11 protein-coding genes and 1 pseudogene are annotated in these 14,622 nt (G+C 60.6%); 1 reads left to right on the forward strand and 11 read right to left on the reverse strand.

Annotated features, from left to right (window positions below):
• Window positions 1–147: 147 nt before the first annotated feature.
• From C4Q27_RS23565 to C4Q27_RS23580, 4 genes are read right to left on the reverse strand one after another with little or no spacing between them, the layout of a single operon-like run.
• Window positions 148–1,836 carry an FAD-dependent oxidoreductase gene (locus C4Q27_RS23565; RefSeq protein WP_104887426.1) on the reverse strand — a complete coding sequence of 563 codons (1,689 nt, stop codon included), beginning with the start codon at window positions 1,834–1,836 and terminating at the stop codon, window positions 148–150.
• A 41-nt stretch (window positions 1,837–1,877) separates the two neighbouring features.
• A complete protein-coding gene (locus tag C4Q27_RS23570) occupies window positions 1,878–2,198 on the reverse strand; it encodes an NIPSNAP family protein (protein WP_003250862.1) in 321 nt (106 codons plus the stop codon).
• The gene (locus C4Q27_RS23575; protein WP_104887427.1) at window positions 2,183–3,916 is read right to left on the reverse strand and encodes an FAD-dependent oxidoreductase; all 1,734 of its coding nucleotides are present in this window, start codon (window positions 3,914–3,916) and stop codon (window positions 2,183–2,185) included. The genes C4Q27_RS23570 and C4Q27_RS23575 overlap by 16 nt, the downstream gene beginning before the upstream one ends.
• A gap of 4 nt (window positions 3,917–3,920) precedes the next feature.
• Complete coding sequence (locus C4Q27_RS23580) at window positions 3,921–4,730, reverse strand: shikimate dehydrogenase (RefSeq protein ID WP_104887428.1); 810 nt, start codon at window positions 4,728–4,730, stop codon at window positions 3,921–3,923.
• A 156-nt stretch (window positions 4,731–4,886) separates the two neighbouring features.
• On the opposite strand from C4Q27_RS23580, the gene C4Q27_RS23585 reads away from it, so the two are divergent.
• Window positions 4,887–5,657 (forward strand): IclR family transcriptional regulator, encoded by a 771-nt coding sequence (locus tag C4Q27_RS23585; RefSeq protein WP_104887429.1) that lies wholly within the window; start codon window positions 4,887–4,889, stop codon window positions 5,655–5,657.
• A gap of 150 nt (window positions 5,658–5,807) precedes the next feature.
• On the opposite strand, the gene C4Q27_RS23590 is transcribed toward C4Q27_RS23585, so the two are convergent.
• From C4Q27_RS23590 to icmH, 7 genes and pseudogenes are all read right to left on the reverse strand, one after another.
• Window positions 5,808–6,065, reverse strand: a complete 258-nt coding sequence (locus C4Q27_RS23590) for a PAAR domain-containing protein (protein WP_064491505.1) — start codon at window positions 6,063–6,065, stop codon at window positions 5,808–5,810.
• Complete coding sequence (locus C4Q27_RS23595; protein WP_104887430.1) at window positions 6,062–6,955, reverse strand: DUF6708 domain-containing protein; 894 nt, start codon at window positions 6,953–6,955, stop codon at window positions 6,062–6,064. The genes C4Q27_RS23590 and C4Q27_RS23595 overlap by 4 nt, the downstream gene beginning before the upstream one ends.
• Window positions 6,955–9,949: pseudogene (locus C4Q27_RS23600) on the reverse strand (T6SS effector BTH_I2691 family protein). Before C4Q27_RS23600 ends, C4Q27_RS23595 begins: the two are co-directional and overlap by 1 nt.
• Entirely contained in the window at window positions 9,942–10,865 is a 924-nt protein-coding gene (locus tag C4Q27_RS23605) for a DUF4123 domain-containing protein (protein WP_104887431.1), read from the reverse strand. The pseudogene C4Q27_RS23600 and the gene C4Q27_RS23605 overlap by 8 nt, the downstream one beginning before the upstream one ends.
• Window positions 10,862–13,030 (reverse strand): type VI secretion system Vgr family protein, encoded by a 2,169-nt coding sequence (locus C4Q27_RS23610; protein ID WP_064491554.1) that lies wholly within the window; start codon window positions 13,028–13,030, stop codon window positions 10,862–10,864. The genes C4Q27_RS23605 and C4Q27_RS23610 overlap by 4 nt, the downstream gene beginning before the upstream one ends.
• 74 nt (window positions 13,031–13,104) lie before the next feature.
• Window positions 13,105–13,620, reverse strand: a complete 516-nt coding sequence (locus tag C4Q27_RS23615) for an Hcp family type VI secretion system effector (RefSeq protein ID WP_064491555.1) — start codon at window positions 13,618–13,620, stop codon at window positions 13,105–13,107.
• Between the two features lie 131 nt (window positions 13,621–13,751).
• Window positions 13,752–14,621 carry a type IVB secretion system protein IcmH/DotU gene (gene icmH / locus C4Q27_RS23620; protein WP_064491556.1) on the reverse strand — a complete coding sequence of 290 codons (870 nt, stop codon included), beginning with the start codon at window positions 14,619–14,621 and terminating at the stop codon, window positions 13,752–13,754.
• Between the last annotated feature and the right edge of the window lies 1 nt (window position 14,622).

Raw genomic sequence — 14,622 nt, forward strand, 5'->3', positions numbered from 1 at the left:
AGCAGTGAAGACGGCAGCGTCAATTCAAGAGACGGGCTACTGTTCGGTTATCGAACGGTTGCGTTGGCCTGCGGGCGCGGCAGGTATTCACCTCACTGAAGGGTAGAAGGCTTTGGCCCTGGTTGCCTGATGGGCGCAACACCGACATCAATGATGTGCACAGCCCCCGCTCAACGCTCTACCGGCCAGATACCCGAAGGTCATCCCAGGGCCAAGGGTAATGCCGCCGCTCGGGTAGTACCCACCCATCACGCTGTGCATGTCGTTACCCACTGCAAACAACCCGGGTATCGGCTGCCCTGCGTGGTCCAGTACGCGGGCTGAGGCGTCTGTATCCAGGCCGGCGAAGGTGCCAAGGCTGCCTGGCAGCAGTTTCACCGCATGGAACGGCCCCTTCAGCAACGGCCGAAGCGACGGGTTAGGTGCCTGCTGCGGGTCGCCTTGGGCCCGGTTGTAGGCCGACGCGCCACGTAGAAAGGTAGGGTCTTCACCTTGTGCCGCATGATGGTTGAAGCCCTCCACCGTGCGCTGCAACTGCTCGGCGTCGATCCCGCAGCGCTGCGCCAGTTGCGCCAGGGTAGCGCCGCTGTGCAAATAGCCACTGCGCTGATAGAAGCGGGTAGGGAAGGGAAAGGGCTTGGCCCAACCGATGCCATAGCGCCGTTGCGCAGCATGGTCGCAGATCAGCCAGGCCTCCGGCTGCTCAGCCTGCGGCGTGGCGGCGAACAGCGCGTTCATGAAGTCGTGGTAGCAATCGGCTTCGTTGACGAAGCGCCGACCATCGCGGCGCACGGCGATGAAACCGGGCTTGGCACGGTCGATCAGGTGTGGGAAATGGCCGAAATGGCCATTGCGGCGCGGTACCTGCGATACCGGCGCCCAGGCGCCCCCGTGGGCGCCTGCCGCAGACACCCGCCCACCCGCCTGTTCGCCCAGGCGCAAACCATCACCGCTATTCTCCCTGGGCGCAGCGGAGTAATGCTGGTCACCGTCCGGCGCGTGCGGTATCAGTTGCGAGATACGCTGGCGATCATGTGGGAAGCCCCCGCAGGCCAGCACCACACCACGCCGTGCGTAGATCGTTTGGCCATCGGCAAACAGCGCGCCGTTGACCCGTTCTTCGCACAACAACAGACGGCTGGCCGCTTTCTCGGTCAGCAATGTCACGCCACGATCAAGGGCGCTGCGCAGCAGGCGCGCCACCAGCGCGTTGCCATTGACCAGATGCAAGCCGCGACGGTGCAGCAGCAAGTCTCGGCCATGGCGCAACAGGCGCTTGCCAACATGCAGCGCTGCCTTGGGCGAGCGTGTGGCGTTGAAGAAGGCAGCCATGTCGGCGCCCCCGGCAATGCCCATGCCGGCCAGGCTGACGATGTCCAGCGGTGGGCGTAACTTGTGCAGCCAAGGCCCTAGCCGTCGCCCGTCGTAAGGTAATGCACACAGCGAGCGACCGCCGCGTGCACTGCCATCGCCTTCACGCATGTCGGGCATACGGCTACCGCACTGGAACTGCACGGCTGTGTGCTGCTCGAAGAACGCCACCATTTCCGGACCATGGCGCAGGAAGGCGCGTTGACGCGGGTCCAGCTCGCGGGTGTGGGTTTGCGCACGCAGATAGCGCTCCGGGGCATCGTCGGCTTCGACGATGCCTTCGGCGATGGCCAGCGGGTTGCGCGGTATCCACAACCAGCCCCCCGACCAGGCACTGGTGCCGCCCAGCTGGCTGGCTTTTTCCGCGACGACCACTGTCAGGCCATGATGCGCGGCGGTTACGGCGGCAGCCAGGCCAGAGGCGCCGGAGCCGATGATGAGTACGTCACATTCAAGGGGGGGCATGGAAGGGGTCCGCTCGGCTGTTGGAAGAGGTGGCGTGTGGCTTACTGCAGCGGTGAGAAACCGGTCGGGCGCAGCAGCCGCGATTGCAGGCGCAGTACCGCGCCCAGCTCGCGGTTGCGTCGCGAGAATTCCGCCCAGCGTGAGTCTGCCGCCATGGCTGCGCGGCGCGCCATGCGGTCGTCGAGGCTGGCATAGCCCCAGATGTGCACCACTTGGTTGACGTCGCCGAACTCGCTGGTGAAAAAGCCCACCAGGTTGCCCAGGTGTTCGCTCTGCACCTCGAGTGCGTGGCTTTGGTACAGGGCCAGCCAGTCGGCCATTTTCAATGGGTCGAGGGTGTAGGTTCTCAGTTCGTAGTACATGCCGGGTTCTCCGTAGGGGTAGCCGGCGCCTGCAGGCGCGCGGTGATGTGGTTGGCAGCAAGCCAGCCGAAGGTGAGGGCAGGGCCCAGAGTGATGCCGGGGCCGGGGTAGGTGCCCTTCATCAGTGAGTTCATGTCGTTGCCGACCGCATACAGCCCGGGAATCGGCAAGCCGTTGCGGTTCAGCACGTTGGCATCGGCGTTGGTCACCAGGCCACGGGCTGAACCGAGGTCGCCGGTGTGAATGCGGATGGCATAGAACGGCCCCTTGGTCAGGGGTGCCAAGCATGGGTTGGGCGTATGTTGCGGGTCGCCCATGTAGCGGTTGTAACTGTTGCCGCCTTTGCCAAATGCGCGGTCGATGCCATTGCTGGCATCGCTGTTGAACTGTGCAAGTGTTTGCGCAAACACCTGTGGATCGACGCCGATGGCCAGGGCCAGTGCCTGCGATGTGGTGGCCCGATACAGGTAGCCTGCATCGATCAACGCCTGGTTGTTGACGGGCTTGGGCCGCGCCAGGCCAAGCCCGTACCGGTTCATTGCCTCGGCATCGCAGACCAGCCAGCAGCTGGCAATGCCGTTGGCGAACATGGTGTGCACGAAGTGGTGGTAGGAGTCGGACTCGTTGACGAAGCGCCGCCCGGCTTGGTCTACCGCAATCACGCCCGGCTTGGCGCGGTCGGTGACCAGGTGCGGGAAGCGCTCACGTTCACCATCGGCATGACGTAGTTCGGAAACCGGTGCCCAGAAAAAGTTGGCCGCCAGGCTCTCGCCCTCGGCTGCTGCCACGGCCTGGGCAAGGCGCAGGGCGGCTCCGTCGTTGGCCGGTGGTGACAGGGTCAGGTGCGGCGCCTTTTGAGCCGGGCGGTAGTCGGCGGCCATTGCGCCTGCTGCGAATCCGCCCATGGCGCACACCACGCCACCACGGGCCATTACCCGCTCACGTCGGCCTTCGCGCTGTACGACCACGCCCGTGATCACGCCGTGCTCGGCGATCAGCTCCACGGCTTCGCTGCGCAACCACAACTGCGTGCCGTGGGCGAAGGCGCTGGTGGCCAGGCGGGCGATCAATGCGTTGCCGGTGGTAAGCCGGGTGCCGCGTGGGTGCTGCAGGCGGTCGCGCGCGTAACGCGCCATCAACTTCAGGCAATGCCACAGCGACCTGGGTGAGCGACGAATGCTGAGGAAATGCTGGATATCCACCCGGTTGACCATCATGCCGCCGAACAGCAGCATGCCGGGTGGTGGCATCTGCAGGTCCTTGAAGCGTGTGCCCAGGCGCTTGCCGTCGTACTCGACCATTTCCAGCGCCCGGCCGAACTGAGTGGCGCCGGGTGCATCCGGGTAATAGTCGGGCGAGAGTGGGCGCAGGGCATAACGCAGTTCGGTGTTCTGCTCCAGCCAGCGCAGCGCCTGGTGGCCATGCTCGATGAAGGCGTCGCCCAAGGCGGGGTCGTAGCCGTCGCCGATGACCTGCTTGAGGTAGGTGCGCATTGCCTCGGGGGAATCCTTGGCGCCGGCGTCACGGGCTTGGTCGGTGCCGTACAGCCACACCGCGCCGCCAGAAATCGCCGAGGTGCCGCCAAAGCGTTCGGCCTTTTCCACCATCAGCACCTTCAGCCCACGGCGGGCCGCGGTGGCGGCAGCGGCAAAACCACCGGCACCGCTGCCCAGCACAACCAGGTCGAAGCTGTTGTGTGTGTGCTCCAGAGTCGTCATGGCCTCAGATCTCCAACGGCGTGACGCCCATGAAGGCGCCAAGGTGGCCCAGTTGGGCGAAGGCCATTTCCGGGCCAGTCTGGATCCTGCAACCTACTTGCCGCGCGCGGTTCAGCAGCGGGGTGATCTCGGGTGAGGTGACCACGTCGGCAACCAGAGTGTCTGGCAGCAGGGTAGCCAGCAGGGCGGCGGACAACGGCAGCTCTGCGCGGGTGCCCATGCCGACTGGGGACGCGTTGGCCACCAGGTCGAAGTCTTCCAGCCCACTGAACTGTGTGCTGACCGTAAGCCCGGGGAAGCCGTTGCCGAGCAGTTCGCATACAGCACCCATGCGTGCTGTGCTGGGGTCGCTGAGGGTAATACTGGCGGTCCCTGCCTCAGCCAGTGCATAGGCAATGGCACTGCCAACACCGCCGCAACCGATCACCAGTGCCCGTTTGCCCGCCGGCTTGAAGCCATGCTTGTGCGCAGCGCCGAGGAAGCCGGCGCCGTCCACGTTGTCGCCCAGCAGGCGTCCGTCGCGCTCGCGGCGTATCACATTGACCGAACCCAGGGCAGCTGCGCGCACGCTCAGGCCGTCCACGCGGTTGGCCAGCGCCTGCTTGTAAGGCACGGTGACCACGCAACCGCGCAGGTTTTGCCAGCCACGCAGGGTTCCCGCAAAGCTGTCCAGCGCCGCCTCGTGCAGGTCGATGGGCAGCATGGCGAGGTTGCAGTTGTTGTGGTTGAACCAGGTGTTGAAGTTTTGCGGGGACTTCACCTGGGCGATGGGCGAACCGACGATGGCGACCAGTTCAGTGGAACCTCGAATCATGCTTACCTCCTTATTGGCGTTGTTATGGCGCCAAGGGTGAGGCAGAGGGGCGTGAGCAACAATGCGCCAAGCGGCCACTTAATGCGATAATCGCAGTCATGATCCGGTTATCGCAGTAATCGGCTGTTTTTATGCCTCTGGTAGCGAGTCGAATGCATGAACACACCCGTCATCCATCCCCGTGACCTGATCGCAGGCTTGCAGAAAGGCCTGGCGCTGATGCAACTGTTCAGCGCCGAGCAGCCGCGTCTGAGTGTGCCGCAGGCGGCCAGGTTATCTGGCCTTACGCCCAGTGCGGTGCGGCGGTTTCTGCTGACCTTGGTGCATGAGGGCTTTGCCGAAACAGACAGTCGTGAGTACTGGCTGACCCCCAAGGCCTTGCGTATCGGCCAGGCTTATGTGGACTCGGCGCAATTGCCGCGCATGCTGCGGCCGATTGTTGAACAGGTGGCGCGGCAGACCCAGGAGCACGTATCGGTGGGTACCCGCGATGGCGATGAGATCATCCATCTGGTGCGTAGCCGGTATAGCCATGTGGCGTCTTTGTCGATCAGGCCGGGCTCGCGGGTACCCATGTATTGCACGGCCAGCGGGCGAATCTGGCTGGCCTGGCTGGATGAGGGGGAGCGGGACGAATACTTTGCCCGTCACCCGCTGCGGGCGTTGACGCCCTACACACTGACAGACCGGGCGCAGCTGGACGCTGAGCTACAGCGCGTGAAGGGGCTGGGGTTCTGTATCGTTGATCAGGAATATGAAATCGGTATGCGGGTGCTGGGGGTGCCATTGCTGGGGCGGGCCGGCCAGTTGAAAGCCACGCTGACCATAACTACTCATGCATCGCGGTTGAGTATTGATGAGATACGGTTGCGGTATTTACCGACCCTGTATGAGGCGCAGGCGTTGCTTCGGCCAGTGCTGGATTGACGCAGACATGGCGCAGTTTGCGGGCTGGCGCCATGAATGTGAGAACGGGTCACCTGGAAAGGTGGCTTTGCTCGCCTTTTGGGCCGCTGGACGGCCCAAACCTGTTGACTGTCAGGCTTCAGCATCCGGCTCGGTGGCCGGTAGTGGCTTTCAATCAATGAGCCAACCCTGGTCCCCCTCGATCAAGGTCCCTCCATGACTGGTAGTGTCACCCTCCCTTGCTGCGGGCTGGCCCTCGATGATCGTGCAGGCAGCGCCGGTTTCGATAACGGCGCCACAACTGATGCGATCGCCCATACGAGCGACGGCCTTGCCATCCACGAATGTTGCACTTGCGCCGGATTCCACAGTGCCTTCGCCATGGAGCGGGCAGCTATGACGATGGCCTACCAGTACGATGGGTTTCATTTGCGCTTCCTTTTGCCGGGTTGAATGGGGGCTTCCTCAAATGCTTCGGGAGGCGGTGGCGCTGCTCGGACGTTGAACAGGCGGCAGATGCCGTACCAGCAAATGGCGACGCAGAGGTTGTAGGGAAACAGCACGGCCCAGAACGGCAATTGCCAGTTCTTTTTGCCCTGCATTTCACCGGGCTCGCCGGTTCGCCAGGGGGCATAGTGGCGCCAGGCTTCTGCCGGGGTCAGGCAGATGGCGTGCAATGGCTTGTGCCACCAGTTGGGCTCACCGGGCGGGGGGAGTTTGTCCGGGCCGTGGTCCATGAAGTGGCGGAGGTATTCCCATACCTCGGCCACATGCTTGACGCCGGGTTCGGTGGGTTCGTTGCTGTCGACCCAGAGGCAGTCTTTTTTGTGGAGGCTACCATCCTTCCTAGGCGGGGCAAAGGCAAGTGCATAGCTAGTGCTGAAGGATGAACCACCGAACTCTGTGCGCTTAAATACCCCTCCCTTGATATTGGTCCAATCGAATGAGATAAGTTTTTTGTTGCGTTGATATAGGATTTTTCCAGTTGCGCGATTGAGGTAGATGTTTGATAGGTTTTTTATGAAGAATATCCTGTAGGCAATGAATGGTGTAAATATTAGTGGTGCAATAACGTATTGTGCGAGTGAGTGAAGGTCCGCTAGCGCGGACTTTCTAAAATCCGCATATATAATGTCCGGGTAGATATAAGCTGCTAACCCTAATGTCATGGCGGTGTATAATTTTCCCATGAATACGGAGTCGGATACCCATGGGTTCACGAGGGATAAGTGATGTTTGTTTATGGTTGATAGTTGGCTTGAGATGTGTGGAGTGAACTGAGAGCGTGCGGAGGGTGTGAAAATCCATGAAATGGCCATTATCGTCCCTCAAGTTTGAATGTCTGGGAGGAGCCTGCTTGTTCATCTAAACCTAGATTTGGCAGATATTTGATGTTTAGTTTAATGTGGCGGTGGTTTCGAATTTGATTCTTGAAGTGGAGTATCAGTCCACCCCTAATTTCATAGCAGTCTGGTGTGGCTGGTAATATAGATATGCCACTGTTCTCGAGTTGGCTACTAAGGCTGGCTTGCCATTCGCTCTGGCCCAATAGAAATCCCCGTAGGAGGACTGTAAACTCAGCAGTGGGGGGGATGCTAGAAACTTGATTGTGTGTGATGGCAGTCCAGTTCGGAGTAGTCCATGTGTTTAAGTCAGTCCATTTGCTGTCCAGATGCCCTAGGTCAAATAGTTTTGTCTCGTTTTTTGAAAGCAGCGAGGGTGAGTAAAATACCTGGTGCCAAGCGTTGATTTCGTCTTTAATGTTGACGAAAGTTGGAAGTTTCTTGTCGGTATCTAAAATTATGTCTGGTCGGCTTTCGCCATCATTGAGACGGTTCCCAAATATACTTCGACTGGCCCATAGCTCTATAGGGGTGTGAAGGTGTTCGGTGGCTTTCGCATGGAGGTAGATGCCTCCAGCTATGATCGCAGCACCTAATAGGACTACTGCAGCTGCAGCCCATCCTGCAAAAGGGATAAGTGTTGTGGCGCCTGCAATAGCTAATCCACCTTCTAATACCAAGACGGAGCCTATTGCGACCGCGCCCCCCGCCATAGAAAGTTAAATCAGAAGCGGCAGTATTACCGTGCATCTTCTGCCTTTGGGATTTTTTATAGTCAGAGGCGAACCCTAGGAAAATAGCCGGGTAGCCGGCCAACCTTGCGAACAAATTACTTCCTAGGAGCTTGATTAGACCGTTACCAAAGGCCATGCCCGGCGCTGTGGCACTTAATCTCAGCATGACGGCCTTTTGCGTTGCCCGTACGCTGACCAACGTTGCCGCCGCTGCACCAATCACCCCGAAAACAGATGAGGCGAACCCTAGGGTGTATTCCGGTGCATCGCTCTTCTGCAGGCTGTTGTAGGCCGTCTTGAGCGATAAGATGTTGAACCACAGCATCCCCCCGTTTAAACCACCACCACCGCCCGAGGTGAGTAACCCAAGGAAGTTGGGTTTCACGCGCGCAGTGGTGGTCAGCTCGATGGACACCGTGCGGCTTCCTGATATGCGCAACGCTTTCATCTCTTCAACCTGCGCCATGCCGCTCTTCAGATACCTCTGCACTTCCTGGCTAAATGGATTTTCCGTAATGGCCTGCTCGGTGATTCGATAGCGAGCCGCCAGCAACCCCAGTGCTTTCTCGGCATTGGCCTCACGCGCTGCCAGCAACACTTGCTGGCGCAGGCCATGGCTGGCATCCCAACGGGTCTGGCCACGCAGGCGCTTGAGCACCACGGCATTGACCGACTGGGCGGTGAGGTCGGTGATGTCCGCCATGGCCGGGAAGCGCCCCGCCAATCCCTCGATCACGTTGTCGCTGGCGCCGAACAAGGAGCCGATGGCGTCGGCTTTGTCCTTGAACGGGTTGAACGGCGCCAAGGCGGTGTAAAGCGGGCTGTCGTGCTGGTCCAGCCATTGCTCCAGGCGTTTGAAGCGTCGGTCATGATCTTCGGTGCCGGGTGTCGGCTGGCCCATCGGGTGAATCAGCAACGCCAGTGAGATTTCCAGACCGCGGGCGGAGGTGCGTTCGTCGCGGTCATAACAGGCCAAGGCGGCTGCCAGGCTGTAGGGGTTATCGATGTGTTGGGATTCGGCCGTCGCCAGCCAGGCGTCATGATCGTTGCTGGCTTGCAAGGCCAGGTTGCGCAGGGCGGCAATCCGCCGTTCCAGCGCGTCGCGTTCGGCGAGGAAGCGCCGGTATTTGTCGACATCGAGGCGCTGTGCCAGGCGTGCGCCGTTGGGGGAGTAGTCTTCATGGGTGAGGGCCTGGAAATGTGACTCGGCCGGCGACAGGGCGGGCCCCCGGCGTGACGTGCCAAGCCTGAACGCGGCCAGTTCCGGCGAAGGGGCATCCGCCGGGTACAGGCTTTCCAGCGTCTTGTTCAGCAGCATGGCGACCAGGTTGCGATGGTGAAAGTCGCGGCTCTGCGGGCTGAGCTTTTCGGCATCCAGCCGGTAGCATGCCGGCACGCGCTCCTGCTCGGGAGGTTGGGCGGGTTTTGTGTGCTCCAGTTGCTCGGCCGGTATCAGGTCACGCAGTTGATGCTGGTAGGCCGAGACCGACAGGCTCAGGTCCAGGGCCATGCCTTCGGCATCGGCGAGCGCCACCACCACCGGCACTTTCGGTTGGGTCCAGGGGTAGTGGCGGGCGATGGCATTGAGGTTGCCGATGGGCAAGGTTTCGGTGACCGGGTCGCTGCTCCAGGTCAGCGGCATGCGCCGCTCGGTTGGCTTGAAGTCTTCGACCCAGGTTTGCAGGGCACTGACTGGCAACACATGGGGCTGGGTGGACGGCGCCGGGTTGCCGCTGACCAGCTCGGCCATGTCCAGCTGGCGCATGTGCCGTTTGCGCAGGGCTGCCGAACCGGTGATACGGGCGGTGATGGCGTTGGTCCACAGGTGCGGGCTGTAGCCGATCCACACTTCCTTGGCGGTGTCCTGGCAGGTGTCGGCCCACACCCAGCCGGTGCTCTGGCCGGACAGGTAGCGCTCACGGCGGTGGTAGTCCTCCAGCCCTTGGTAGCGCAGCTCCTTGTAGAGGCCCGCGCCGACGTGCTCATGAATGACCAGCTTTTCGCCCTGAGGGCCTTTCATGAACACGTAGACATAGCCCGGGCGCAAAGCGCGGAGGGTGTAGGCCGAGTGCTGCAGCGGGGGGAAGCCTTGTTCCAGGTTGAAGCCTGCATCGGCATAGCGGCAGGCGGGGGCGTCGGCGGTACGGGGCACGATGGCGTAGCGCACTGGCAGGATGGGCACGCGTGCGCTGCAGGTAGGGCCGGAGGTGGCGCTACTGACGGAGGCGTTAGTCATGGGCAGGCTCCTTGCTTTCGACCAGTGCCTGGAGCTCGCGAAGGCGGGCCTGGGGCGACTCTTCGAGGTTGGTGTAGATTTTTCCCGCCTTGTCATTGCTCATCAGCCACATGTGCCCGGCTATCAGCCGAATGAATTGGCCCGCAACTTCCTCGCTCCGGAAATTGAGGGCTGTCAGTTGCGGCAGGAGTGTTTCTATCCATTGGCGTATGTCCGCCAAGGTATGGTTGGCATGGGGCGGCATGGCCAAGACCTCATGCGCCAATGAGAGGACAAAGTGCTCGTGCATGCCTGCTTGCAGCCGATCAAGTTCAAGCTGCTGGAGGGTCAAAGGCAGTTCTGATTTTGAGCGGGCAGCAATCGGCTTGTTTTCGTGTGTTTTCCACTCATGAGCCGGCCCCCAGTTGACTCGCCATGCCAACCGAGACACCGGGCCAAGCCAGGCCTTGCGATGGTCGTCATCAAGCGCATTCAGCCAGGCTGCAAGATGGTCCGGTGTGACATGGTGAGTGGCAACGCTGTGGTCAGGGAGCACGACCTGCACCAGGCTGGTGAAGTGGTCTGCCAGCGCTGCCAGGCCAACCTCGGCATCCAGCGCGATGGCGCCACCGATAGGCATCCAGGTCGTGATTGCATGGGCAAGCAGCTCGTGAGCGTCTGCAACGTCCACCAGCAAAGGCCCAAACTCATGACGGTCATCCAGGGCGCTGTTCTTCCATAACCATGCCTTTTGAGTATTCCGGCTGACAGCGATTATAAGGTCGAGTACCGATGGGGCATAAGCAGGAACCAGTTCACCCTCCTGCGGGATGGGCCGATAGGCCCAGTACTCGATTGCCCTGGTCATGAGCAGCAGAAAGCGGCAGTTATGAGCGAAGTCTTCGCTGCGCGGAGCAGCTGATGACGGTGTAGTCATTGGACTGGCCCTCGGATACAGCGGCAATCGGGCAGGAGGCAGGTACCATCAGGGCGGCGCCCACACAAGCGCTCCAGAGGCTTGCCGGTGTTCGGGGCACTGCTGATGGAAAAGGGGCTTGTCGTCCCATTTGCCGACTTGAGCATCTGGCCGGTGATGCGAATCGTCGGGCTGTCCAGGGTGATGCCTGTTTCGTCGATTCGAATGGAGCCCCCAGGGCCTTGGATGACCACGGCTTCCGATGCTCGAAGTTCATAACGGCGAGTACGTCTGCGGATATCCCCACGGGCTTCCAGCTCGGCATGCCCTTCGACCCGTTGCTCGAAGTTGCCACCGATACGGGAGTGGTGATTGGCGGCGATCTGGTCGTGACGGTGATTGCCGATGTTTTCGACACGGTCCTTGGCGATCCTGATCGTGTGGTTTCTACCGATGTCGAGCGCGGCGTCCTGCCCAATGGTGATGCGCTCGTCATTGCCAACCGTTTCCATACGGTCGTGGCCGATCAGGATCGATTCGTCGTTATCGACCTGCTCTTTGCGGTCATTGCCGACCTGCGTAGTCTCATCGTGCTTGACCACATTGTTCTGGTCCCTCTGGGCATGAATGAACACTTCCTCCTGGCCCAGTTCGTCCTCGAAGCGCAGCTCGTTGAAGCCATCGCCCTTGTGGGTCTGGCTCTTGATGGTCATGCGGGTCTTGTGGCGGGGAAGGTCGTAGGGTGGCAGCTGGTTACCGCAGTAAGTACGGCCGGTGATCATCGGCTGATCGGGGTCGCCGTTGACGTAGTGGATGATCACGTCCTGGCCAATCCGTGGGATGGCCATCGAGCCCCAGCTGCCGCCGGCCCAGCCTTGGGATACGCGTACCCAGCAGGAGCTGAACGCGTTGTCCTGGCTTTCTCTGTCCCAGGGGAAGCTGACCTTGACCCGGCCCCATTCGTCGCAGTAGATCTCTTCACCGGGCGGCCCCACCACGGTGGCCATGTGCGGGCCGTCAACGCGTGGTTTGGGCAACGGAGCTGGGCGCCACTCGGTTCTGCCTGGCACCAGTACCGCCTTTTGCTCGTAACGTGTGCCCTGGTCGGCCCCGGCAGCTTCTTCCTGCAGGCTGGTGAACTGGCTGCCTTCGTGGCGAACCGTGCTGACCCGCCAATGCACATTCAGGTCTTCGCGCGGGTGGCCGGTCAGGGTGAAGCTCAGGCCTGGTTGCAGGCGCACATCGTCGCCTTGCACTTGGGCAATACGCACGTCATGGCGCAAGCCGGTGATGCGGTTTTCGGTGAACGGCTTGCCAACGGCATCGCGTTTGTAACGGCCGGGGTAGTCGAAGCACTCATAGTCCGTGGACTGGTGCTCAAGATAGGGGCCCGAGGCCCTGTGTTCCTGACGATAGGCCGGGTGGGTGAAGGTGTAGTCGCGTTGAACCTGCCGTGCAGTACGCACTTGTTCGCTGTAGCGCAAGCGCCGTAGGCACGCTTGAGGCTGGTCGCCGCCGTGGTTGGAATGGTACAGCACGGTGTCCGGGGCTGACGGTTCACGCTCACGGTAGAAGCCTTCGGCGTCGTCCTCGTGTTTGATGACACCGTGACTTATCAGACCGAGTGACTGCAGTCTGTCGGTGATGATCAGCTTATGGCGTTTTTCGTTGTGCTCGAAGCGGTAGACAAAGCCTTCTTCGGCCGCCAGGCGGGCGATGAAGTCGAGGTCGGTTTCGCCGGCTTGTACGCAGAATTCGCGCACCTGGTGGTCCATGCTGGCGCGCAGTTCGTACTGGTCAATGCCCTGGCGCTTGAGCATCAGCTCGAGAATTTGCGGAACGGTCTTGTGCTGGAAGATGCGCCAGTTCGAGCGCAGGTTGGCCCGTGCCAGTTGGGGCTCGACCAGCGCGTGGTAGTAGGTGCGGTAGAAGCCGCTTTCAGCCTGGCTGAAACGGCTGACAAGGCCGTGCACGTACCGTACCGGGCGTTCGCCCTCCAGGATGGTGAAGAGCACGGGCTTGTCGAGCAAATGGCCGAAGTCGATGTCGTTTTCGAAGCTGATCAGTTTCAGCTCCAGTTCAAAGGGTGCGCTGATGCCCTCTCGGAGTTCGAACGACACCACCTCGAATTCAGCTTTGCCAACGAGTGCCTCAAAGCTGTAGCGCAAATCAGATTGGCTAGGCATAAAAGATCCTTGTCCGCCGTCTGAATCAACACAAAGCCTGGGCGGGCATGGCCTGCCCAGGGCATTTGCACAGGTCAGGCGGCAGGTGCGCGCCAGTCGTCAGAGCCTTCGGTATTGGCTACATCGTGAGCCCACGTGATCTTTCGATACGCCAGCGATACTTCAACCAGTTGGGTGTAGTTTTCATTGTCTTTGTCGAGTGCGTGGGGAAGCACGGTATTGATGCTGACGATGGTGGCGTCTTCGAGCGTGGTCGTGAAAAAATGCTCTTGTTTGCCTTCCGACGAGGTGCGATACCAGCTGACCTCGACCGTTGGCAGCATTTCGCCGTTGGCAAGTGCCTGATACATCAGGGGTGTAGCTTTATTCAGCGAACTGGTGAATATGAAAGGCTTATGCACGCGCTGGCCACTCGGTTGACCGCTCTGGGGGTCAGTGGGCGTAGTCACCTCATGCTTGATTTCCTGAACCAGAATTTGATCTTCATGGCCTTGTTGGAACACGTTGCCGACGGATTCAGCGGTAAATGCATTTTCGGTAATGTTGCCTTGGGTCTGGCCTATGATCTTGATATAAGCGGGTGTTGGCATGGCAGTTTCTCCTACATCCATATGGATAAATCACGCCACCACGTGCGGCGTGGCCATCAGGAACGATGGGCTTGTCAACGAGGCAGGTACCTCGTCAATTCAATGAATCAGCTGCGCCGTGGATCGACGCGCTACTGCTGCAAAATGCCGTTGAGCGACTCCAGCACCTCGGTGGTAATCAGATGCAGGCGATAGCTGTAAATGCTGTAAGCCACCGCCATGGCGATGGCGGAAATCACCAAGGGGCTCCACCAGGGCCATTGCCGGCTCATGCGGAAGTTGCGTGGGGCCACATTGGTGTAGGGGTCGCAGACTTCTTCGGGGGTAGGGCCGCGCAGTTCGCGGATGATCCCGTGCAGTTGGTGAATCAGTGCGTTGAGTGTTTCTTCGCCTTTCGGCGCGAGCGCGTACTTGCCCTTCAGCCCAAGGCACAGGGCGTAGTACATGAACTCAAGTACGTCCTGATAACGCTTGGGCTCCTGCATCAGGCGGGTGATCACCGTGAAGATTTTTTCCCCACCCCAGGTCTCGTCGTGGAAGATGCTGAGCAGCGGCTCCTGACTCCAGCAGCTGCTCTTGCCCCAGGGCCGCTCCATTACGGCCTCGTCTATGAACAGGCACAGACCGTAGGAGTACGCCAGCAACTGAGCGGGTTCGTAACCGTGCTGGCGCATTTCTTCCTGAATGTTGTCGATCTGGCTGCGTACTTGCTGGTGCACGTCCTGGATGTTCGGCAGCTCGTCCAGCGTACGCAGGCGTATGACCAAGCCGAACAACGGTGATGCGGCATCCAGCATCAGGTTGGCGAAGCCGCCCCGCAGCTGAAATTCCGGGTCAGCGGGGTAGCCTTCGGAAACGGGCTCTGGCTCAGGTTTGTCCGTGGATATTTGCGCATTGGTTGCCGCAGCCCGGGGGGCGGGTACTGGCTGTTCAAGGGTTGAATCAAGCGCGTTGACTGCAGCGTTGTTTTCATCGGTGGGCGTATTGTTGTCTTTTCCCATG

This window comes from Pseudomonas sp. SWI36, assembly GCF_002948105.1.
GTDB classification, from domain to species: Bacteria; Pseudomonadota; Gammaproteobacteria; order Pseudomonadales; family Pseudomonadaceae; genus Aquipseudomonas; species Aquipseudomonas alloputida.

What these genes read in the sequence shown, in the direction of transcription:
- C4Q27_RS23565 (WP_104887426.1), bottom strand. Translation starts at nt 1,836, where the DNA reads ATGCCCCCCCTTGAATGTGACGTACTCATCATCGGCTCCGGCGCCTCT.
- C4Q27_RS23570 (WP_003250862.1), bottom strand. Translation starts at nt 2,198, where the DNA reads ATGTACTACGAACTGAGAACCTACACCCTCGACCCATTGAAAATGGCC.
- C4Q27_RS23575 (WP_104887427.1), bottom strand. Translation starts at nt 3,916, where the DNA reads ATGACGACTCTGGAGCACACACACAACAGCTTCGACCTGGTTGTGCTG.
- C4Q27_RS23580 (WP_104887428.1), bottom strand. Translation starts at nt 4,730, where the DNA reads ATGATTCGAGGTTCCACTGAACTGGTCGCCATCGTCGGTTCGCCCATC.
- C4Q27_RS23585 (WP_104887429.1), top strand. Translation starts at nt 4,887, where the DNA reads ATGAACACACCCGTCATCCATCCCCGTGACCTGATCGCAGGCTTGCAG.
- C4Q27_RS23590 (WP_064491505.1), bottom strand. Translation starts at nt 6,065, where the DNA reads ATGAAACCCATCGTACTGGTAGGCCATCGTCATAGCTGCCCGCTCCAT.
- C4Q27_RS23595 (WP_104887430.1), bottom strand. Translation starts at nt 6,955, where the DNA reads ATGGCCATTTCATGGATTTTCACACCCTCCGCACGCTCTCAGTTCACT.
- C4Q27_RS23605 (WP_104887431.1), bottom strand. Translation starts at nt 10,865, where the DNA reads ATGACTACACCGTCATCAGCTGCTCCGCGCAGCGAAGACTTCGCTCAT.
- C4Q27_RS23610 (WP_064491554.1), bottom strand. Translation starts at nt 13,030, where the DNA reads ATGCCTAGCCAATCTGATTTGCGCTACAGCTTTGAGGCACTCGTTGGC.
- C4Q27_RS23615 (WP_064491555.1), bottom strand. Translation starts at nt 13,620, where the DNA reads ATGCCAACACCCGCTTATATCAAGATCATAGGCCAGACCCAAGGCAAC.
- icmH (WP_064491556.1), bottom strand. Translation starts at nt 14,621, where the DNA reads ATGGGAAAAGACAACAATACGCCCACCGATGAAAACAACGCTGCAGTC.